Genomic DNA, 20,971 nt, shown 5'->3' on the forward strand with positions numbered 1-20,971 from the left:
TGCTCGCCGTATATCCTCGCTGCGGAGGCCTCCACATCGTGCCCGAGACTTTTCACAAGGAAAGCGCGCTCGCTCGATTCTTCAACCGCCTGATGGGCCGGGCCGTCAAGCTTGGAATCGCGCCCGGATACATGCGCCTGCTCGAAGTCCGCGGCAGAAAATCGGGGATGACCTTCACCACCCCCGTCAACCTGCTTGAATTCCAGGGACGGCGATGGCTGGTTGCGGCTCGCGGCGAGACTGCCTGGGCCCGCAATGCGCGCGCTGCCGGTCGCGTCGTCCTGCGGCGCGGCGCCAGTTCCGAATCGTTGACGGTTCGCGAGCTTGCCGATGCCGACAAGCCCGAGATTATCAAAGCGTTCCTCGATCGCTTTGCGTCCCAGGTCCAGCGTTTCTTCGACGTGCCCGCCGGCTCGCCCGCCGCCGCGTTTGGTGCCGTCGCGTCGCGCACGCCGGTCTTTGAGCTGGTCGGCGACGCTTGAGGGTCCGCGAATTCATTTTGTGATTGATCCCGCGCCGCCGACGGCCCCGGCCCCGAATCACGAGCAGCTCGATGCTGCCGCTGAGTCCGCCGGGCGCGAGCGGGTGACCGTTATCGCGCTGGTCGCGATGCTCTTTTACCAGGGCTTCGCGGCCTCGATTGTCTCGGTCGCGGCGCCGTGGATCGCAACGAGCTTCCACCTCGACGGCGCTGGAATTGCCCGCCTGTTCGCGTGGATCTCGCTCTCGGCGCTGGGCGCGCTCGCGCTTTCGCGGATGATCGACCGGCACGGGCGTCGCCGCATGATCCTGTGGTGCGTCGCTGCGATTCCCGTTTGCAGCATCGCGGCGGCGCTCTCGAGCAATTTTGTCGCGTTCACCGCATTTCAGATCGCGCTCTACGCCGTCATCGGCGCCGCCGGCGCCGGCTGTATCGTGATGCTTTCCGAAGAACTCCCCATCGCACGTCGCGCGCGCGGCCAAAGCTTCGGCGGTCTGGCGGCCTCGGTGGGAGCCGGATTCTGCGTGTTCCTCATGCCGATCTTCGTCGCCTACGGATGGTCGTGGCGATGGATGTTCGTGATTTCGGCGGCGGGCATCGCGATGCTGCCCGCGATGGCGCGGCTGTTGCCCGAGAGCGGGCGATGGGAACGCTCTGAAAGTGAGGGGATCACCGCCAGGTCGCACTTTTACGATGTCTTTCAGCCGCTCTATCGCAAACGCTCGATCACGATGATCGTATGCGCGCTGGCCGTCGCAATCTCGACCACTGCCGCCAACGCGTTCGGCTACTACCACGCGGTTTCCGTGGTCGGGCTGTCGGCCACCGCCGCCAGCACCATGACGATCGTCTCCGGCGGATTAGGCTTGGTTGGTTTTCCGCTCGGCGCGTGGGCCGCGGAGCGCTTCGGCCGCGTGCCGACGGTGGTCGGCTTCGGCATTTTCATCACCGCCGGACATCTGTGGTTTTTTTGGGGACCGCCGGCGCATTTTGCGTGGCCGTTGATGTGGCTGGCGGGCGGCTATTTCTGGTTCAACGTATGCGACAACGGCGGCACCGTCGGGACCAACGCGGCCGCGACCGAACTGTTTCCCACCCCGCTGCGCGGCACGATGATCGGTTGGTTCGCACTGGTCGGCGCCATCGGCGCAGTTATTTCCAATGCCGCGGTCGCGATGCTGGCGAACGCGATGGGCGGGCTGTCGATCGTCGTCGGCGCGCTGTCGATCGTTGGCATCCCGGCTGCGATCCTGTTCGGTCTGGTGATCGATGAAACTCGCGGGATGTCGCTCGAGATGTCCGCCAAGGAAGAGGAATTCACCGCGTCCGAGAACTAGCCCCCTCCTGCTCTTAACATTGGGTGCAGGGGTCACCCCTGCCCGGTGAATTTCGGCTCCCGCCGCTGCAAGAATGCCTGCAGCCCTTCCTGACGGTCCCGGCTTATCTCCTGCGGATGGGTGAATAGGATGTATTCTCGCTCATCGATACGCACTTTGTTGTCCGTCGTCTTGTAGTGCCCGTACTTGACCGACTTGATGTAGAGCGGCGGAATCTTCTTGAGCAGCCCAGCCCAGCGGACCGCCTCGTCCATCAGATGCTCATCCGCTACGACCTTGTTGACCAGCCCGACCTCATAGGCGCGCTGCGCGTCCATGATCTGCCCGCCGTTCCATGCCAGCAGCATGAACTCGAGGCTGATCTTGAAGGGCATGTACGGCAGATACTCCATCGGTGGCAGCGGCGTGCCAATCCGTGCTTCCGGAAAACCCATCAGCATGCTCTCGCCGGCGATCGTAATGTCGCAGCCGCGAACGGCCAGTGCATAGCCTGCGCCGAGCGTGTAGCCCTTGATCGCGCCGACGATCGGCTTGAACACGGTGATGCCGTTTTGCGGATAGCCTTGATGGACCTGGAATGGCACTTCGCGATCGATCGCACCGGGGCTCACGTCCGCGCCGGCGCAGAAGTGCTTGCCGGCGCCCGTGAGGATGGCGACCTTGGCGGCCGGGTCGGCCTCGAACCGGCTCCAGGTCGCGCACAAGCCGTTGCTGAGCGCGCCATTGAGCGCGTTCATCTTTTCCGGCCGATTCAACGTGATGAAGGCGATTTCATCCCTCACCTCATAGAGGATCACATTCTCTGACTTCGCTTTCGCTGCCTTTGGCTTGGCGTTGCGCTTCTCCTGCGGTCTCAACATCCTAGCCATGACGTCTCTCCCCTGAATGGTCACGCGGCCTCAGCGCCCGCACGCGCCGGCTCCGCGGTCACGTCCGCCACAGTGGTGTAAAGCGGAATTTTCATTTTGAACCGGAATTAAAACTCGCACCGATACCAGGCGGTTTGCAAACCTGAAGTTCAAGCCCCGCTTTGAGTCTGAAATCCTTTCCAGTGGCGCCGCGAGCGGCCGGTTTCGCGTCTCGCGGCCACGCAACGAATTCATTCGACGGTCAGCTTCGTCTCGGCGAATTCCTTCTTTTCGAAATCCCAGGCGAACGCCGCGGCGCCCGCGAACTTGCCGGCGCGAATCGACATCACGATGTAAACGACGGCGGGATAGTCGGGCGCCGGCGGATCGAATGAGCACGCCTGCGCGCGATCGGTCGCGGAAAAGTACGCGTCGTGATCGGGGTGCGAATGGTAAACGGCGCGCAGCACGAGTTTGCGGCGATCGACTTCGTTCATTACCGCCAAATGCTCCTTCGGCTCCATCAGGAACCCCATGCGCGCGTCGCGCGGAAACGCCGCCGCGTCTTCGGCGTGCATGCGGTTCTGGATGTTGGCGACCGGGCGGACTTCTTCGACCGAGTTTTCGTTGTCGCCGATGATGAAGCCGCAGCATTCGAACGGGAACTCGCGCTCAGCCTGCGCGACGATCGCATCCATGCTCGCCCGGCGTATCGATGCTGCCTTCATCGTTCTGCTTGAGTTTTCATTGTTCGCTGGCGCGCGCGCTCGGCAGCCCTGACGAGCCGCGTCAGCATTCGATTCGTCTCCGCGCCGACTCCCAGGCGATCGGCAAGCTCGACGATCTTGCCGTTGAGCGCGCCGATCTCGGTGCGTCCGCGAACATGAAGATCGTGCAGCATCGTCGGCCGATGACTGGACGTCGGCGGAATCATCTGCTCGTAAAAAACTTTTCGATATTCTGCCGCGCTCGAAAAGGGGATCGCGATGCCGAGCGCGCGCGCGACCGCGAACGCCTCCTCGATCGCGCGGTCCATGATCGGCTTCACGTCCGGATCCCCGGCGAGCGCCCCATAGTGCTGCTGCAAAAGTGCGCCGAGCGGATTCAGCGCGACGTTGTACAGAACCTTGGTCCACAGCACGGGCATGATGTCGTCAACAGCGACCGCGGGAACGCCGGCGGCGTCGATCATTGCGGCGATCGCGCGGGCGCGCGCCGCCAGTGCCGGCGAGTCCTCGCGATGAATCGCAGGCGCGGGTCCGATTGCGACCGGCTGCGCGAAAACCGTCACGTGCGCGCTGCCCGGCGAGGGTATTTCCGCGCCGAAGATCACGCGCGCGCCCAATACCCGCCGCCGTCCGAAGCTCTCGATCAACAACTCGATGTTGCCCAGGCCATTTTGCATCGAGACCACCGCGCCGTCGTCGCTCAAACGGCCGGCCAGCGCGGCCGCGATCGATTCGGTGTCATAACTCTTGACCGCGCAAACGATTAACCCGAACCGCCTGCCAAGGCTGGCGGGATCGTCGGCGAGCCTCATGCCGGCGACAGTTCGATCGCCAAGCAGGCCCGAAATTCTTAAGCCCCCGCGTGCAATCGCCTCGAGATGCGCTCGGCGGCCAAGCAGCGTGACGTCGTGCCCTGCATCATGCAGCATGCCGCCGAGAATCGAGCCAATCGCGCCGGCGCCCGCGACTAGGATTGGAGAATCGGACATCGTGTCGAAATTAGCGGTACCCGATTCGCCAGACAACGCCACCGCTTGCGGTCGTTCGACCGCTGGCCGCGATGACTTGCTCCGCTTCTTGCGGCTCTGATACTTTTGGCTGTCTGGCGCGCGCATAGCGCGCGTTCGTATTTTCGGGCTTCGATCCTAACGTCCCCGTCGTCTAGCTCGGCCTAGGACACCGGCCTTTCACGTCGGTAACACGGGTTCAAATCCCGTCGGGGACGCTCAGTTTTCTTCGTTCGGACAATGCAAATTGTCCGCCTTTTTTCCGCCCGCGGCGCCGACGCCGATCTTGACGTCTGATCGAGCCTGGTCCTTGCCGCCATGTTCAGGTTCTACCAAGCTTGGCCGAGGGCAATCTGTTTCGGTTCGAAGCAGGCGCTGGTTGTGCCGAAAGCGGAGATTAGCGAATCGCTGAGGGTGTCTGAATGGGCGATTCTGTCAGCCAGCCGGCGGTGAAGATGCCGTCGCGCGGCCTCACTAGCGAAGAAGCTCGCCGGCGTCTTCTCGAGTGGGGCCCCAACGCCGTAGCGGAGAAAAAGCCGCATCCATTCCTTGCATTGCTCGGCAAGTTCTGGGCTCCGGTGCCGTGGATGCTCGAAGTCACAATCGTGCTCGAAGTTGCGCTTGGCAAGTTTTTGGAGGCTGCGGTCATTTCGGTACTGCTGGCCTTCAATGCCGCACTGAGTCTGTTCCAGGAAACGCGCGCGCACAGCGCGCTTGAGCTGTTGCAGAAGCGGCTGGCGGTGCGGGCCAGGGTCTTGCGTGACGCCGCGTGGGGCGTGATTCCCGCAGAGGAGCTGGTGCCCGGTGATTTCGTTCACTTGCAGATGGGCGACCTCGTGCCGGCAGACATCGGTATCCGCGAGGGAGACGTCCTGATCGATCAATCCGCGCTTACCGGTGAGTCGGTGCCGATCGAGGCGGGTCAGGGCAAAACTGCGTATGCCGGTTCGCTGGTTAAACGCGGCGAGGCCAGTGGCGAGGTCAGCGCAACCGGCGAGCGAACTTATTTTGGAAAGACCGCCGAACTGGTGCGTTCGGCCAGGACGGCCAGCCATCTGGAGAGCCTCATCTTCACGATCGTGAAGTACCTCGTGGCGATGGACACGGTGCTGGCGGTCGCGGTGTTGCTGTACGCCGCGTTGGCAGGGCTGCCTCTCACCGAGACGCTTCCGTTCGTACTGATTCTTTTGGTGGCTTCGGTTCCGGTCGCACTACCGGCCACCTTCACTGTGGCAACCGCGCTGGGCGCGGTGGAATTGGCCAAGCGCGGAGTGCTGGTCACGCGTCTGTCGGCGATCGAGGAAGCGGCGGCGATGGATATGTTGTGCAGCGACAAGACCGGGACGATAACCCAAAATCAGCTGTCGCTGGCGGCATTGCGTCCCTACCCACCCTCTAGCGAGCGCGATCTGTTGCGCTTTGCAGCGTATGCGAGCGACGAAGCAGGCCAAGATCCAATCGATCTCGCCGTTCTCGCCCGCGCGAAAGACGAGGGCGCGCTCTCGGCGCCGGCTCAGCGTCTCAAGTTCGTTCCGTTCGAGCCGGCAACCAAACTTGCCGAAGCCACAGTTATTGAGAACGGCAAGCAATTGTGCGCCCTGAAGGGGGCGCCCCAGGCAATCGCGAGCCGCGTTGGCGATGTTGCAAACGTAGAGGCCGAAGTCGAGCGCCTTTCAGCGGGAGGTTACCGCGTGCTGGCCGTGGCGGGCGGAGCTGAAGGCGCGATCCGTCTGATTGGACTGTTGGCGCTGCAGGATCCGCCGCGCGAGGACTCCAAGTCGCTGGTAGGAAGCCTGAACAAATTGGGTGTGCGCGTCGCGATGCTTACCGGGGACGGGATCGCGACGGCTCAAGCAGTTGCAGCACAGGTCGGGATCGCCGGGCGCGCCTGCTCGGCGCAGGACTTGGGCGAGAATATCGATCAGACCCTCGATTGTGCGGTCTTCGCCGGCGTCTTTCCTGAAGACAAGTTCCGTCTCGTTCGTGCTTTGCAACAGGCTGGCCACATAGTCGGCATGACCGGAGACGGGGTCAACGATGCCCCGGCGTTGAAGCAGGCGGAGGTCGGAATCGCGGTGGCCAATGCAACCGACGTGGCGAAAGCCTCGGCCAGCCTGGTGCTCACCAATCCGGGGCTCAGCGACACGCTGGCCGCGGTCGAGACCAGTCGCCGAATCTATCAGCGCATGCTGACCTACACGCTGAACAAGATCATCAAAACCGTCGAGGTCGCGCTGTTCCTCAGCATCGGCGTGATGCTGACGCGCACCCTAATCATCACTCCGCTGCTGATCGTAATGCTGTTGTTCACCAACGACTTCGTGACCATGTCGATTGCGACCGATCACGTATCCGCTTCGCCAATGCCGGATCGCTGGCGCATCCGGACTCTGATGCTGGCCGGAATGAGCCTCGGTAGCCTGATCCTGCTGCTGTCCTTCGGGCTGTTTTTCTATGGGCGCGATTTTCTCGGCCTGCCGCTTCCTCAACTGCAGACGCTGGTCTTTGTGATGCTCGTATTCACGGGTCAGGGGATGGTCTATCTGGTGCGCGAGCGCCATCATTTCTGGAACTCTGCTCCGAGCCGATGGATGATTCTTAGTTCCGTTGCGGATGTGATCGTGGTCTGCCTCCTGGCGACCCGTGGAATTCTGATGGCGCCGCTCCCGGACGCGGTGGTGGTGTCAGTGATCCTGGCATGCGTCCTCTACCTGATCGCATTGGACTTTCTGAAGGTCCCAATTTTGCGGCGTCTAATGTATACGTCGTAAGGTTTATCAGCAGCGCAAGTGCGCCCGGGCGTTCACTCGAACTGGTTTGGTTGCGCTCGCTAAAAGGTACCAGATGCCCCGATTCAAGAAAATTCTCTGTCCGATCGACTTCGACCAGAACTCGCTTCAGGCGCTTCGGCTTGCCTCCGAGCTGGCGCGGGAACGCAAGGCAACGCTCTACCTGCTTCACGTAGTTGCGATACCTCCCGGACCTGAGGTGGCGCTGTCCTTCGGCAAGATGGAGGCCGCCGCGCGAACCAAGCTGGAGCGGTTGGCTCGCCGGAAAGTCAACGGCAAAGCCCATTACGAGGTCGAAGTCATGACGGGCGATCCGGGCGTCGAGCTTGTTCAAGCAGCGAACCGGTTGCGCGCCAACCTGATCGTAATGGCGACGCATGGACGCAAGGGTCTTCGTCGTTTCGTTCTCGGCAGCGTTGCCGAACGCGTGGTCCGGGAAGCACCGTGCCCGGTGCTCACAGTCAAGCCGAAAGCGCCGGCGGCGAAATCATCACAGAAGACGTCAGCAAGGAAGCGACGCGCTTGAATGGGCGCCTTCCCTGAGAGCGGCAATGAGGTGTCAGTGTGGATGGACGGGGGCCGGACGGGTCGTCAAACGCGCTGGAAGTAGAACGTCTGGCGATACGATTCGGAACGTCGGAAATCTTCCGAGACGTTAGTTTCAGCGTTCCCCAGGCGAGTTCGCTTGCCGTCATTGGTCCCAACGGCGCCGGGAAGACCATACTCTTCAGGGCACTGATTGGCTCGCTGCGTTATGAAGGGAGCATCCGCTGGGCGGCCGGCACCAAGCTCGGGTACGTTCCCCAGAAGCTCGATATTGAACGCGACCTGCCAATCACGGGTGGCGACTTCCTGACCGCCAAGGCTGCTGTCGTCAGGGCGCCAAATGGCGCCGTCCTCGCGGCGCTCGCTGATGTCGGGCTGGATAAGGAGATCCTCAACACACCCATTGGCGCTCTGTCCGGAGGGCAATTTCAGAGGCTCCTGGTTGCGTTCGCGCTAATCGGCAATCCAAACGTGCTGCTCCTCGACGAACCTGCCGCCGGAGTTGACGCGCCCGGCCAGGAACAGTTGAGCCGCCTGATTCGCCAGCTACAGGAAGAGCGTGGCATGACGATCCTCCTCATCTCACATGATCTGAGTGTCGTTTACCAATACGCCACAAACGTATTGTGCCTTAGCAGAACCTACAGCCGCGTTGGGCCACCCAAGACCGTGCTTACGCCCGAGGTGCTCAGCCGGATTTACGCGATGCCGATAGGATTTCATGTCCACAATGTTCCTTGAACTTGGTTCAGTGGTGCTCGCCATAAGCATGGCCACGGCCGCCGGACTGGTAGGCTGTTTCGCCGTCATGCGAAGAATGACGCTCGCAGCCGACGCCATCTCGCACGTCGCACTTCCCGGCGTCGGGATCGCGCTGCTTTTGCACTTCCAGCCGGTCGTCGGTGCGCTCGCGATGCTGTTGTTCGGAACGGTTCTTATCTGGAGCATGCAGGAGAGGACCGGGATATCGACTGAAACCATCGTCGGGGTTGTGTTCTCGGTCGCGCTTGCGATCGGAAGCCTCATTACCTCGGGCGAGGAGCTTATCGACGCGCTGTTTGGCGCGCCGGCCAAGCTAACCGGCTCGGAGACGGCGCTCGGACTCCTCGGTGCGGCAGTAGTCGTCATCTTCATTCTCAAAGCCCGGCACTCTCTGCTGGTTTCCCTGGTTTCGCCGGATATCGCCTTGACCGCCGGTATCAACGTCGCGCGGCTCAACCTGCTTTACCTGCTCGCTTTCGCGCTCACCGTGGCGTTGGGCTTCCGTTACCTTGGAGTCCTGCTGATGGGCTCGCTGATCATCATTCCCGCGGCGACCGCCCGGCGGCTGGCGAGGAATCTTAACCACATGCTTTCGATCTCGGTCGCTATCTCAGTGATCTCGACCGTGATGGGCAGCTATGCGGGCTCGTTGCTTCATCGCGACACGGGGCCGCTCATAATCACCGGCGCCGGTGCGCTGTTCTTTCTGAGTCTGGTAAAACGACAACCGCAGTAAACGGGCGTTGCGCGACAATTATTGCGCAGGTCGAACGACTAAATCGCGAACAGGTGCGGTCGCCTATTGAATGTTACGCGTTAACCTGCGCCGCCGAGAAAAAGTTTCCATGATCCGCAGGGTTGCTCATCATGCCGGCGAAATCGGCCCCGAGAGCTATGAAACGTGGCGCGCCACCTCGCTGGGAAGAATCACGGAAGACCTCGAGCAGCAATTGATTATGCGCATGGCAGGCCCCTTAAAGGGCCGGCGAATTCTGGACGTCGGCTGCGGCGACGGCGCCCTGACCTTGGCCTGTTGGAGGCGCGGCGCGTCACTGGTCATGGGCTGTGACATCGACCATCGAATGATCGTGAGCGCCACGGCGCAGGCGTCTCGCCACAAAGCGGAGATCGGCTACACCGTCGGACGCACCGAGTGTCTGCCGTTTCGGGATCGGAGTTTCGACCTGGTTACCGCGATCGCTCTGCTCGCTTTCGTGCCGGAGGCGCAGAGCGCCGTTGGTGAAATGGCGCGCGTGCTCAGGCCTGGTGGCCATCTCGTCATCGGCGATCTCGGGAAATGGAGTCTCTGGGCGGCCTCCCGCCGGATACGCGGTTGGATGGGTTCGGAGACCTGGCGCGAGGCGCGTTTCAGAACGGCAAGCGAGTTGCGCGAGCTTGCGGAGAACGCGCGACTTTACGCGCAACCGGCATCCGGAGCGATCTACTATCCGCAGCTTGCTCTGTTGGCCGGGCTGATGGCGCCGATGGACCCGTTGCTTGGCCAGTTGACGACAGTCGGCGCCGCCTTCTTGGCGGTGAAGGCCACCAAGCCTATCGACAAGTGATTTCCGCCGCCGAAGCAGCGGCGCTCGCTGCGCATTCGTCCTCTGGCGGGGGCCCAGGTTATTCGCAATCTGGTTTGCGGCGGTCGCATCTGCGCGATCAGCCAGACACGATTTCCGGCTCAAGGCGGACCGGCGTGGACAGAGATGCCGTGACCAGACACGACTTTTCACTTTTTTCGAGCACCCGCATTGCTTTGTCTCGGTCTCCGCCCGCCGCAAGCTTGAGTCGCGGGCGAAGAACTATCTCCGTAAAACGGGTCACACCATCCTTGCGATCGAGGGTGCCCTCGCCTGAGAGCTCCAGGGATTCGAACTCCAGCTTGGACGCTCGGGCCACGGCCCTAAGCGTGAAGAGAAAGCAGGTCTCGACGGAAGCCATCAGCAGGTCCTCGGGGCTCCATGCATCGCCCGGCCCGCCGAAGTCTGCCGGCGGAGCGGTGCGAAGCTCGGGTATGCCTGCGACAGAGACCGCGGCGTAGCCTTCGGAGCCGCCGGAGAGCTGCGCGCTGTAAATGTGTGGCAGTGGTTTCATCGCGATTCCTCCAGACCTTTAGCGTTAGATATCAGTTATGACCTTGCACACTTTCGGGTGACGACATTAATCCCGAAGTCGATCGCAAAGATTTTTTCCCGGCCTCACGGCGCATGTTCGGCTTTCACCGGGAATCCCGCCGCCTTCCATTCGGGATAGCCGTCCTGCAGGCGCATCGCCTTGAAGCCACGCCGGCGCAGGGTTTCGACCGCCTCGTAGGACATCAGGCAATAGGGCCCGCGGCAGTAAGCGATTATCTGCTTGTCGCGCGGCAGTTTGCTCAGCCGGCGCTGAAGCTCCTTAGTCGGGACATTGATAGCGCCCGGCAGATGGCCGGCGGCGAACTCCTCGGCCGGGCGGACATCGATGATCGTAACCGTATCTTTCCTGATCCGGCGACGAAGTTCTTCGCGCGAGACCGGCTCAAGGGGATCGCGCTCGTGGAAGTATTTTTGGGCGATTACTGACATCTGTGCCAGGTTACGCTCGGCAATCTGCCGCAGTATCGCAAGCACCGCGACCGCCGCCTGGTCGCTTAGCTGATAGACGACGCGATGCGCGTCCTTGCGCGAGGTGACCAAGCCGGCCCGTTGCAAGCGATGGAGATGCTGAGAGGTGTTGCCGAGCTTGAGCCCGGCCGCCGAGGCGAGGGTTTCGACGCTGCGTTCGCCCTGGGCAAGGATCGTCAGCAGGAGCAGGCGATGGGGCTGTGCAAGTGCTCGCGCGACGATGGCAAGCTGCTCGAGTACGAGGTGCTCGGGAGCTGGACTTGCATTGCCAGGGGAAGTAGTTATCATGTTCCATAGATTATTGGAATATAATCTGTACGTCAACGGGCGCCTGCTGTCTGGCGCGGCAGCGCCGCAGCAGGGCGCGCACGAGGGAGGAAGCCATGCGCAAACCGCGATCTGCTTCGATGATTTTGATGCTCGGGATGGCCGCCATCTTCTGGGCGGGAAATTCATGCGCCGGTGACCGGCGCCACATTTCGCTGGCCGAGGCGCTCCGAATCGCGATGCGCCAGAACCGCTCGCTTCAGGCCGCGGGGCTCGAACAGCAGGCCGCCGGCTCGGACGTGACGGTTGCGCGCGCGCAGATGCTGCCCCGCCTCGACGCGATCGAAAACTATTCCAACTCCAACTACCCGCCGCTGGTCTTCACCGACATTCTGGCCCAGCAGGATTTCTCACAGAGCGATTTTTCCTTGCATCATCTCAATTTTCCATCGCCCTATTCCAACTTCCAAAGCCAGGTGGTGCTGTCACAATCGCTCTTTGCGGGTGGGCGGCTGTTGGCCGCGCTCCGAGCGGCTGACGATCAAGCCGATATCAGAACCTTCCAGGACGCGCGCACCCGCGAGCAGGTGGAGTACGAGGTAATCGAGGCCTATTACCGGGCTGTGCTCGCCGAGGAAACCACCGGCGTGGTGCGACGCGCTCTGGACTCCGCGCAGGCGCATCGCGGGGTGGCGAAAGATCGCTTCAATCAAGGGATGACGCTCAAATCCGATCTATTGCGCACCGAAGTGATGCTCGGAACCCTCGAACAACGAGATATCGAGGCGCGCGAGCAGCTCCGCACCGCGTGGGCTGCGCTGGCGCACACGCTTGGCGCGGAGGACGAGGCGGTCGCTCCGCTGGAGCCCGGCGCTGCGCTCTCAGGATCGCCGCCGCCGGAGTTGGCCCGGCTCGACGAACTCGCGGCCGCAGCGCCTGGGAATCGCCCGGAGTTCCGCATCGCGCATGCCCAGGTGGACGCGGCGCGCCAACAGATGACGATCGCGCGGGCGGAGTATCTGCCGTCGGTGAGTGTGGCGGCGACCTACGAAAACGATTCGCAGTACCTGACCCGCGCGGGCAACAGCTATATGGTTTTTCTCAACGTGAAGCAAAACATCTTCAACGGCTTTGCGAGCAAAGCCGGACTCGACGCCGCACGGGCGCGCCTGAGCCGGGCGGAGGTGCTGGAACGCGACCTGCGCGCGGCGATCGCGCTGGAGGTTGAAACCGCCTACAGAAATCTTACCGCGGCGCGAAAAAATATAGACGTGGCCCGGCAGGACAACGATTACGCGGCCGACGCGCTCAAGATTCTGGAGGATCGTTACCGCTCTGGTCTGGCGGCCAATGTTGACGTGCTCGAGGCGCAGGCTGCGCGCGAGCAGGCGGATATGCAGCTGGCGCAGGCGCGGGTGGCGGTCGTGATCGACGAGGCGGCGCTCAGGCTTGCCACCGGCAAGGCGCCCGCGGGAGACCTGGTTAAGTGAACTTCAATCTCTCCCGCACCTGGATCATCGCGGGCGTCGCCCTGCTCGCCGTCGTAATCCTGTTCTATCTTCACTCGGCCGGGCTCATCAGGCCCGGATTGCAGCCGGCGCCCGCATCGTCAGACCCCAACGCGCGCATAGCTTACGTCACCGCGACGACGATTCCGATGGAAATGCAGGTCGTCGGCAGCATCGAGTCGCTGGTGCCGGTGGAGCTGTCGAGCAATGTATCGGCGCGGGTGCGTGCGGTGCGCGTGCGCGCCGGGCAGCGCATTACACTGGGAGAGATTCTAATCGAAATGGATCCGTCGGATCTTGACGCCGGGGTCGCGCAGGCGCGCGCAGCAGTGGCCGGCGCGCAGGCCGAGCTGGCGCGCAGCCGGGCCGATTGGCGCCGATATTCGGCGCTGTATTCCCGCGGCTCCGCGACCGCGCAGGAACGCGACGCGGCCGAGGCAGCCTATCGCAGCGCGCGCGCCCATGCGCAGCAGGCCGAAGCGGCGGTCGCCGCTGGAAAATCGGCTCTGGCGTACGCAACGGTCCGATCTCCGGTGGAGGGAGTGGTGATGGACCGCATGGCGGAGCCCGGCGATATGGCGATGCCGGGGAAGCCGCTGTTGCGGGTCTATGACACCCGGGCGGTTCGCGCCACGTTCGCGGTTCCGGAAGCGCTGCTCAAGTCGATAAGGCCCGGCAGCCCGGTTCGCATTAACGTGGACGCAGTGCATCGCGAATTCGCCGCGACCATCACCGAAATCATTCCGGCTGCGGACCCTGCCAGCCGCAGCGTGACGATGCGCGCGGATTTGCCCGCGGGCGCGGGCCTGCAACCGGGGATGTTCGTGCGGGCGTCGCTCGGCGTGGGCCGGGAAACAGTGCTCACGATTCCGCGCGGCGCCGTTGAGACGGTGGGCCAGCTCAGCACCGTGCGGGTGAGGACGCAGGGTTCAGTCGAGCTGCGGCAGGTTGCGTTGGGGCGCGAGATCGATCAACGGGTTGAAGTTCTCGCGGGCCTCAACGGCGGCGAAACCGTGCTGCTCGAGCCTTCCCCGAAACCGAGTCCGGCGGTTCGCTAATGAGCAACGAGACGGCCCCGCAAGGGGCGGAGTCACTCGGCTTTACCGCCCGAATTGTCGATCTCTTTCTCGGCTCCAATCTCTCATTGCTCCTGCTGCTGGCTTCGCTTGCGGCCGGAACTGTCGCCCTGCTTGCCACCCCGCGCGAGGAGGACCCGCAGATCGTCGTCCCCATGGCCGACATTATCGTCCAGATGCCGGGGGCCAGCGCGCGCGAGGTGGAAAATCTCGTCACTATCAACCTCGAGAAAAAGCTCTGGGAGATGGACGGGGTGCGGCACATCTATTCGATCTCGCGGCCCGGCATGGCGATGGTGACGGTGCGCTTCAAGGTTGGCGCCGATCGGATCAAGAGCACCGTCCAGATTTACGACAAGCTCGAATCCAACCGCGACGCGGTGCCGCCCGGGGTGACCGGATGGATCGTCAAGCCGATGGGTATCAATGACGTTCCAATCCTGACGGTCACCCTCTACAGCGCGCACGCGGATGACGCGCAGTTGCGGCGCGTGGCCGACGAAATCCTGCATCGCATGCAGGAGGTTCCCGACACCGGCCGTTCCTTTGTAGTGGGCGGACGTCCGCGCGAAGTCCGGGTCGAGTTGGATACCGAACGGCTGGCCGGCCATGAGGTGACGCCGCTCGAAGTGGCGCACGCGCTCGAGGGCGCCGACGCCAATCTGCGGGTGGGCAGCTTCGCTCGCAATAATCGCGAATACGTGGTGGACAGCGGCCCGTTCCTGCGCAACGCGAAGGAAGTCTCCGACACGGTGGTCGCCGTGCATCATGGCCAACTGGTGTATCTGCGCGATGTGGCGCGCGTGGTCGATGGCCCCGCGGAAGCAACCACCTACACCGAGGTTGGGTTCGGTCCAGCCAGCGGGTTGATCAGCGGCGAGCCGGGGCAACTGCGCGACGAAACGCCGGGCGCGCGCGGCAGGCTCTATCCGGCCGTGACGATCGCCTTCGCCAAGCGGCGCGGCACCAACGCGGTCGCGGTCAGCGAAGGATTACTCGGCAAACTGCGCGCGCTGCGCCAGGTCGCGATCCCTTCCGACGTGCAGATGCTGATCACGCGCAACTACGGCGAGACCGCCAACGCCAAGGTCAATGAACTGGTCCGCGAGCTGCTGATCGCGGTGGCGATAATCGCCGTTCTGCTGGCATTTTCGCTCGGTTTGCGCGAGGCGTTTATCGTCGCGATTGCCGTCCCGATCACGCTCTCGATCACGCTGCTCGGCAATCTGCTGATGGGCTACACGATTAACCGCGTGACGCTGTTCGCGCTCATCCTGTCGCTCGGTCTGCTGGTCGATGATCCGATTGTCGATGTCGAGAACATTCATCGCCACTTTCGCCTGCGCGATCATCCGCCGCGGCTGGCAACCCTGATCGCCGTTGACGAGGTCCGCCCGCCCACCATCCTGGCTACGTTTACCGTGATCATGTCGTTCATCCCGATGCTGTTCGTGACCGGGATGATGGGGCCGTATATGCGGCCGATGCCGTTCAACGTGCCGGTGGCGATGCTGATGTCGCTGCTGGTGGCGTTCACCATCACGCCGTGGGCCTCGTATCATTTGTTGCGGCGCGAGTATGACCAACCGGCCAAGGGTGGGGTTGAAGGCGAAGGCGCAACGATCAGGAAGTGGTACACGAAAATTTTGGGCCCCTTGCTCGCAAACCGCCGGCGCGCGCATCGGTTTCTGTACGCGATGGCCGGGGCATTCGTCATCTCGGTGCTGCTGGTCGTGACCGGCCTGGTGCCGGTCAAGATGCTGCCGTTCGATAACAAGGACGAGTTCGATCTGCTGGTCACGATGCCGGCCGGTACTCCGCTCGAGGCGACCAATGCGGCGGTGCATGACTTCGCGAGCCTGCTCGCGCGGGTGCGCGAAGTGACGATGTTCGAAACCTACGCCGGAACCAACTCGCCAATGGACTTCAACGGACTGGTTCGCCATTACTACCTGCGCCAGGAACCCTATCAGGCCGATATCCGGATCAACCTCGCGCCGAAAGGGGACAGGGCTCAGGGCTCGCACGAAATCGCGCTGCGCATCCGTCCGGAGCTGGAGAAGATCGCGCAGGCGCATCCCGGCCTCAAGATGAAGCTGGTCGAATTGCCGCCGGGCCCGCCCGTGCTGGCCAGCGTGGTGGCGGAGATCTATGGCCCGATGGAGGCGAGTTATTCGGATCTTATTGCATCTGGGTCGCGGGTGCGCGTCCTGTTCGAGAAGACCGCCGGACTGGTGGATGCCGACGACCTTGCGATCGCCGCGCAGCCACGGCTTGAGTTCATGCTCGATCGCCAGAAGGCCGCGTTGCACGGCATCAGCGCCGACGACGCGGCGCGCACGCTCTTGCTGGCGTTGGGCGGGCAAGCGCCCGCGACAGTCCACACTTCAACCGAGCGGACCCCGTACCTCATCGAGCTGCGCCTCCCGCGCATCCAGCGATCCGCGCTCAACGACCTGATGGCGATCAAGCTTCGGGCTGCCGGCGGCGCCATGGTCACCCTCGGCGAACTCGGCGAGATACGCCGCACGATTGAGGAGCAGCCCATCTACCATAAGGACCTGCGCCGGGTCGCGATGGTGATGGCGGGCACGGCCGGCGCAAGCCCGGTCAACGAAGTGCTATGGCTGGAACCGCGCGCGGCTCGGCTGCTGGCGCCCGGCTATACGGCCGACTTCACCGGCGAGGGCGAGTGGCAGGTCACGGTGCAGGTGTTCCGCGATCTCGGGATCGCGTTTGGCGCGGCGCTGTTTTTTATCTACGTGCTGTTGGTCGCGCAAACCGGATCGACCGCGATGCCGCTGATCATCATGGCGGCCATCCCGCTCACCCTCATCGGCATCATGCCCGGATTCTTCCTGCTCAACCTGTTGACCAGCCACGCGGTGAGCGGATACGCCGATCCGGTCTATTTCACGGCGACGGCGATGATTGGAATGATCGCGCTGGCCGGAATCGTGGTGCGCAATTCCATCATCCTCATCGACTTCATTCATCTCGGCCTTAAGCATGGGCAGAGCCTCGAACAGGCGGTGATCGAGGCGGGAGCGGTCCGGCTTCGGCCGATTGCGCTGACCGCGGGTGCGGCGATGCTGGGCTCGGCGGCGATCGCGTTGGATCCGGTGTTCTCGGGCCTGGCGTGGGCGTTCATCTTCGGGATTTTCGCTTCGACCGCCTTCACCCTGATCGTGGTGCCGCTGGTTTACTATCTCGTGTACAAAAATTCCGTGTCCTCAGCTGATGGAAAACAAGGAGCACCCCAACCATGACGCAAAATGAAGCCCTACGCGCGATCGCGGGAATTTTCGTGCTGCTGGGACTGGCGCTCGGCTATTGGGTTAATCCCGCGTGGTATCTGTTCGTCGCGTTCGTTGCGCTCAACCTGTTCCAGTCGGCCTTCACCAAGTGGTGCCCGATGATGGCGATCCTGAGCCGGCTCGGCCTGCCCAAGGTGTGACCGCACCGTACTCCAAGACGCTTGGCGCGCTCGGCTGGCTAGGAGTGGGCGCCGGCCTGGACCGGCGCACCTGCGGGTACGAACTCCAGAAAATACTGGTAGGGCAGGAAGTCCTTCGATGCAACCATGCGGTATCCGGCCTGGACAAACTCCGCGATCGCCTGCTGGCGCGGAATCCGCATCGCGGCTGGCGGCCCGACCGGAGCGCTGCGGTGAAAATCGATTATCACGATCCGCCCACCCGGGCGCAGCGCGGCGGCGAGTTGCTTCAGATACGCGATGCGGCCGGGGACGTGATGGTACACGTCGCAGAAAAAGATCAGGTCCACCGAATGGGGCGCCAGGCCTGCGTCATCGGGCTTGCTCAAGCGCGCCATATAGTTCTTGAGATGGCGCCGAGCGGCGTCCTGCTTCATGTATTCGACCATCGCGGGCTCGATGTCGAGTCCGATCGCTTCTCCCTCGGGGCCCACGGCGGCCGCGAAGCGGCGCGTGAAATAACCGGTGCCTGCGCCGATATCCGCGACGGTCTGGCCCGGCTTGAGTTCGAGCGCGCTCACGACCTCGTCGGGCTTCTGCCACTTCGCGCGCTCGGGCGACTCGAAGACTGTCGCCCAGTGTTTGGCGTCGTGGAAATCATGCACCATCGCCGGCTGGGCCACCTGTGCGGCCGCGGCGCCAAATCGACAAAGCACGCAAGCCAGGACGCAGATGGTTAATATCGCCCGGGATGCCCGCAGCACGACGCGCTCGCCAGTTGTTCGCTGCAACATCCTTGCTCCATATTGCTATCTCGCGGCCGATTCAAGCCTTGCCGTTTCGGCAAGTGTCGCTCTATCGTTCATCAGCAGGGCGTTTGGCAGATTGTTCCAAACTCGCACGGAGGTTTCTCTATGGACAATCGCAAGCACGGCGAGCACGATCGCGGCGGTCACCGCCATGGCGCGCATGGCCATGATGATCGCCACGGCGCCCGTCAACCCGAGCGATTCGATCCGGCGCGTGCGGCATTGCTCGACAACCCGGCGCGCTTCGAGCATCTGCCGCCCGACGAGGTTTTCGCGATGTTGGCGGCGCCGGCCAAATCGCGCGTTGTCGATTTCGGCGCTGGCACCGGAATGTACGCGATCGAACTGGCGCGCCGGCGCCCCGACCTCGACGTGATCGCTCTCGACGAGCAGCAACCGATGCTCGACTTGCTGTGCGCCAAGCCGGCGGCGCGGGAACTCCGCAACCTCACCGCGATGCACGTCGAGCGATCGGCGCAACTGCGCGCTACTGCGGACCGCGTGCTGGCTGTCAATGTCCTGCATGAAGTCGGCGACGAGGCGTTGGCCGCGATGGTCGCGCTGCTCAAGCCCGACGGAGCCCTGCTGGTAGTGGACTGGAACGCGGCCGTCGAGCGGCCGGTCGGTCCTCCACGCGACCATGTTTACACGGCGGCCGAGGCTCGCGAGCGGATCGAGCGTGCGGGCCTGCGCGCCGTGCAGGAGCAAACGCTCAAATACCACTACGCGATCCTGGCGCGACGGGCATAATCCGTGCGTATGAAAGAGACCTCAGATCACCTCGATAGCACGGGTTCAAACCGCGTCGGGAACGCCAATTTATCTAGGTTTCAAATTTGATGCGGTTCGAACGTCGTCACGAGACCTTGCTGCCGCGCCGCCTGTTCCTGTGGCGGCTCGCGCGATGGAGCGCTGTCGCGGGCGCCGTCGTTGCTGGCTCTCTGGCAATCGGCGTATGCGGCTACCATTATCTCGGCAGGCTGCGCTGGGTCGATTCGTTGCTCAACGCGTCGATGATTCTCGGCGGCATGGGTCCCGTCGATCCGTTGAAGAGCAATGCCGCCAAGGTCTTCGCATCAATGTACGCGCTCTACAGCGGTCTCGCGCTGATCGCGGTGGTCGGGCTTCTGCTCACGCCCGTCATCCATCGCTTCCTGCACAAGTTTCACATCGCCGACGGTTAATACGGGCCGCTGTGCTGCACCATCACGACTGCGCGACGCCGCGCCGCGAGATGGTCGGATGCGGGATGCTGACGCGCGACAAGGGCATCTATCGCCGCAGCCCACAATCGCAGTGGCGGACTGCCGGCAGTTAGGCTGTTTCGCCTCGCATAAGCGCGTGCCGCTCGGAACGTAACAGGTAGATTTATTTTTTTTACAATTAGCAGGGTTGACTTTCCGCGTCTTTTTTTCTAATAGAGATCCATGGAAAATTCAGGCTGGCCGGTATCTTTATCGAGTCAGGGGAAAAAACGGCCCGAGGCTTTTACGGAGGTTCGAATGCAATTGGGGATAGCGGGGTTTCGCAAAGCGGTCGTCGCCGGGTGCCTTGGATTGTTGGCCCTCGCGGCCTTGAGCTTGCCGGGGGAGGCAGGCGTGAAGCCAGGCGACTTCATCACTCCGGACAACGCGTCGAAGGTGAAGGATCTTGTTTCGCCAGGCGTGTTTTACAAAGTGCAGCGCGGGATGACGATGAAAATTGTTCCCACCACGCGCATCGATTGGCCGCCTCCGTACAAGGACGCGACCGAAAAATATTCGTCGCAGGTACAGCTCTCGAAGGATCATCGCACCGTCATCGGCTACGTTGCCGGACAGCCCTTCCCGCTGATTGATGCCAACGATCCCTACGTCGCCACCAAGGTCGTCTGGAACGCCTTGTGGCGTCCGATCAGCAATGACGACTACGACCTGCGATATTACGATTGCGACACGGTCTACACCGGCCGCAACAAGCCTTACTTTGCAATCTGGTACTATCAGACCGGGCACTACGCCGGTTATGACCTCGTCGGCAGGACCGAAGTCGAGCCGCTGCCGGTCGATCCCGACTTCAAGCTTACCAACCGCCTGTGGTTGTTCCTGCTCGGTCCCGAACTCGCGCCCGAGGACGGTCGCGGCACCAGCCTGCTGCGTTATCGGTACGGCGATCCGAATCATGGCGACGACACCTGGGCTTGGGAGCCCGGCTCCCGGCGCCTGCGCCGTCTGAACGAGGCGATCAATTCGACCGCGACCGGCGCGCAGAGCTGGGACCCCGATCACTATTCGGGGTTCAATCCCAAGACCGAAGAATACAACTATAAGTTCCTCGGCGAGAAGGAGATGCTGGCGACGGTTGCCGCCGAGTATTCACCGGAAAAGCGATGCGAGACCGACGGCGGCGGCAGCGCATGCCCCGAGCGTTGGGAGATGCGCCACATGTACATCGTGAGCGCCGAGCCGCGGCGCAGCGTTAACGCTTCGGCGCTAGATTCCAAGACGGTCATCTACATGGATTCCGAAATGTGGTTCGAGCCGTACGTCGATACCTACGATCGCAGCGGCCAGCTGTTCCGCAACAACGTCTTCTGGCTCGCGTATCGCGATCGCCCGGTGCCCGACGCGAAAATCGCCATCTATCCTTTTAAGCGCGAATTCGTCGTCGGCGCCTGCTCCACCGATGTGCAGAGCGGACAGGCATCGATGTGCTACCTGCCCGGCCACGAGACGACCGAGCGTGAATGCTGGTACATCAACATGGGTGCGGTGGATAAAGCGTTCTTCACC

The 20,971-nt window shown here is 62.8% G+C and carries 21 protein-coding genes and 1 tRNA gene; 16 read left to right on the forward strand and 6 right to left on the reverse strand.

The window, feature by feature from the left end:
- Positions 1–38: 38 nt before the first annotated feature.
- On the forward strand, positions 39–482 hold the full coding sequence (locus VIO10_RS07925) for a nitroreductase family deazaflavin-dependent oxidoreductase (protein ID WP_331961954.1): 444 nt from the start codon (positions 39–41) through the stop codon (positions 480–482).
- 19 nt (positions 483–501) lie between these two features.
- Positions 502–1,818 (forward strand): MFS transporter, encoded by a 1,317-nt coding sequence (locus VIO10_RS07930; protein ID WP_331961957.1) that lies wholly within the window; start codon positions 502–504, stop codon positions 1,816–1,818.
- A 32-nt stretch (positions 1,819–1,850) separates the two neighbouring features.
- On the opposite strand, the gene VIO10_RS07935 is transcribed toward VIO10_RS07930, so the two are convergent.
- The 3 genes from VIO10_RS07935 to VIO10_RS07945 form a co-directional block, all read right to left on the reverse strand.
- A complete protein-coding gene (locus VIO10_RS07935; RefSeq protein ID WP_331961960.1) occupies positions 1,851–2,687 on the reverse strand; it encodes an enoyl-CoA hydratase/isomerase family protein in 837 nt (278 codons plus the stop codon).
- 230 nt (positions 2,688–2,917) lie between these two features.
- On the reverse strand, positions 2,918–3,394 hold the full coding sequence (locus VIO10_RS07940) for a M67 family metallopeptidase (protein ID WP_331961963.1): 477 nt from the start codon (positions 3,392–3,394) through the stop codon (positions 2,918–2,920).
- On the reverse strand, positions 3,391–4,383 hold the full coding sequence (locus VIO10_RS07945) for a ketopantoate reductase family protein (RefSeq protein WP_331961966.1): 993 nt from the start codon (positions 4,381–4,383) through the stop codon (positions 3,391–3,393). The genes VIO10_RS07940 and VIO10_RS07945 overlap by 4 nt, the downstream gene beginning before the upstream one ends.
- A gap of 161 nt (positions 4,384–4,544) precedes the next feature.
- On the opposite strand from VIO10_RS07945, the gene VIO10_RS07950 reads away from it, so the two are divergent.
- The 6 genes from VIO10_RS07950 (at position 4,545) to VIO10_RS07975 (ending at position 10,063) form a co-directional block, all read left to right on the forward strand.
- Positions 4,545–4,619 (forward strand) — tRNA-Glu (locus VIO10_RS07950).
- 204 nt (positions 4,620–4,823) lie between these two features.
- Positions 4,824–7,172: a plasma-membrane proton-efflux P-type ATPase gene (locus tag VIO10_RS07955; protein WP_331961969.1), complete on the forward strand. Its 2,349-nt coding sequence runs from the start codon at positions 4,824–4,826 to the stop codon at positions 7,170–7,172.
- A 73-nt stretch (positions 7,173–7,245) separates the two neighbouring features.
- Positions 7,246–7,716, forward strand: a complete 471-nt coding sequence (locus tag VIO10_RS07960; protein ID WP_331961972.1) for a universal stress protein — start codon at positions 7,246–7,248, stop codon at positions 7,714–7,716.
- Between the two features lie 38 nt (positions 7,717–7,754).
- Complete coding sequence (locus VIO10_RS07965) at positions 7,755–8,477, forward strand: metal ABC transporter ATP-binding protein (protein WP_331961975.1); 723 nt, start codon at positions 7,755–7,757, stop codon at positions 8,475–8,477.
- Positions 8,467–9,234: a metal ABC transporter permease gene (locus tag VIO10_RS07970; protein WP_331961978.1), complete on the forward strand. Its 768-nt coding sequence runs from the start codon at positions 8,467–8,469 to the stop codon at positions 9,232–9,234. Before VIO10_RS07965 ends, VIO10_RS07970 begins: the two co-directional genes overlap by 11 nt.
- Positions 9,235–9,343: 109 nt before the next feature.
- Positions 9,344–10,063 carry a class I SAM-dependent methyltransferase gene (locus VIO10_RS07975; RefSeq protein ID WP_331961981.1) on the forward strand — a complete coding sequence of 240 codons (720 nt, stop codon included), beginning with the start codon at positions 9,344–9,346 and terminating at the stop codon, positions 10,061–10,063.
- A 97-nt stretch (positions 10,064–10,160) separates the two neighbouring features.
- On the opposite strand, the gene VIO10_RS07980 is transcribed toward VIO10_RS07975, so the two are convergent.
- Together VIO10_RS07980 and VIO10_RS07985 are read right to left on the reverse strand one after the other, a co-directional pair.
- Positions 10,161–10,595, reverse strand: coding sequence for an OsmC family protein (locus VIO10_RS07980; RefSeq protein ID WP_331961984.1), 435 nt, complete (start codon positions 10,593–10,595; stop codon positions 10,161–10,163).
- 104 nt (positions 10,596–10,699) lie between these two features.
- The gene (locus tag VIO10_RS07985; RefSeq protein WP_331961987.1) at positions 10,700–11,392 is read right to left on the reverse strand and encodes a metalloregulator ArsR/SmtB family transcription factor; all 693 of its coding nucleotides are present in this window, start codon (positions 11,390–11,392) and stop codon (positions 10,700–10,702) included.
- Between the two features lie 95 nt (positions 11,393–11,487).
- Here VIO10_RS07985 and VIO10_RS07990 point away from each other — a divergent pair, with 95 nt between their 5' ends.
- The 4 genes from VIO10_RS07990 to VIO10_RS08005 are packed head-to-tail and all read left to right on the forward strand — an operon-like array spanning position 11,488 to position 17,412.
- Positions 11,488–12,861: a TolC family protein gene (locus VIO10_RS07990; protein WP_331961990.1), complete on the forward strand. Its 1,374-nt coding sequence runs from the start codon at positions 11,488–11,490 to the stop codon at positions 12,859–12,861.
- The gene (locus VIO10_RS07995; RefSeq protein ID WP_331961993.1) at positions 12,858–13,937 is read left to right on the forward strand and encodes an efflux RND transporter periplasmic adaptor subunit; all 1,080 of its coding nucleotides are present in this window, start codon (positions 12,858–12,860) and stop codon (positions 13,935–13,937) included. The genes VIO10_RS07990 and VIO10_RS07995 overlap by 4 nt, the downstream gene beginning before the upstream one ends.
- Positions 13,937–17,224 (forward strand): efflux RND transporter permease subunit, encoded by a 3,288-nt coding sequence (locus tag VIO10_RS08000; RefSeq protein WP_331961996.1) that lies wholly within the window; start codon positions 13,937–13,939, stop codon positions 17,222–17,224. The genes VIO10_RS07995 and VIO10_RS08000 overlap by 1 nt, the downstream gene beginning before the upstream one ends.
- The gene (locus VIO10_RS08005; protein WP_331961999.1) at positions 17,221–17,412 is read left to right on the forward strand and encodes a DUF2892 domain-containing protein; all 192 of its coding nucleotides are present in this window, start codon (positions 17,221–17,223) and stop codon (positions 17,410–17,412) included. Before VIO10_RS08000 ends, VIO10_RS08005 begins: the two co-directional genes overlap by 4 nt.
- A 38-nt stretch (positions 17,413–17,450) precedes the next feature.
- Here the strand turns inward: VIO10_RS08005 and VIO10_RS08010 are convergent, their stop codons facing one another.
- Positions 17,451–18,185, reverse strand: coding sequence for a class I SAM-dependent methyltransferase (locus tag VIO10_RS08010; RefSeq protein ID WP_331962002.1), 735 nt, complete (start codon positions 18,183–18,185; stop codon positions 17,451–17,453).
- A 120-nt stretch (positions 18,186–18,305) separates the two neighbouring features.
- On the opposite strand from VIO10_RS08010, the gene VIO10_RS08015 reads away from it, so the two are divergent.
- From VIO10_RS08015 to VIO10_RS08030, 4 genes are all read left to right on the forward strand, one after another.
- The gene (locus VIO10_RS08015; RefSeq protein WP_331962005.1) at positions 18,306–18,950 is read left to right on the forward strand and encodes a class I SAM-dependent methyltransferase; all 645 of its coding nucleotides are present in this window, start codon (positions 18,306–18,308) and stop codon (positions 18,948–18,950) included.
- Positions 18,951–19,039: 89 nt separating this feature from the next.
- The gene (locus VIO10_RS08020) at positions 19,040–19,384 is read left to right on the forward strand and encodes a hypothetical protein (RefSeq protein WP_331962008.1); all 345 of its coding nucleotides are present in this window, start codon (positions 19,040–19,042) and stop codon (positions 19,382–19,384) included.
- Positions 19,385–19,395: 11 nt separating this feature from the next.
- Positions 19,396–19,518, forward strand: coding sequence for a DUF2087 domain-containing protein (locus VIO10_RS08025; RefSeq protein WP_331962011.1), 123 nt, complete (start codon positions 19,396–19,398; stop codon positions 19,516–19,518).
- Between the two features lie 184 nt (positions 19,519–19,702).
- On the forward strand, positions 19,703–20,971 hold a 1,269-nt coding region (locus tag VIO10_RS08030; protein WP_331962014.1), incomplete at its 3' end, for a DUF1329 domain-containing protein.

It is taken from the genome of Candidatus Binatus sp. (genome assembly GCF_036567905.1).
Taxonomy (GTDB): domain Bacteria; phylum Desulfobacterota; class Binatia; order Binatales; family Binataceae; genus Binatus.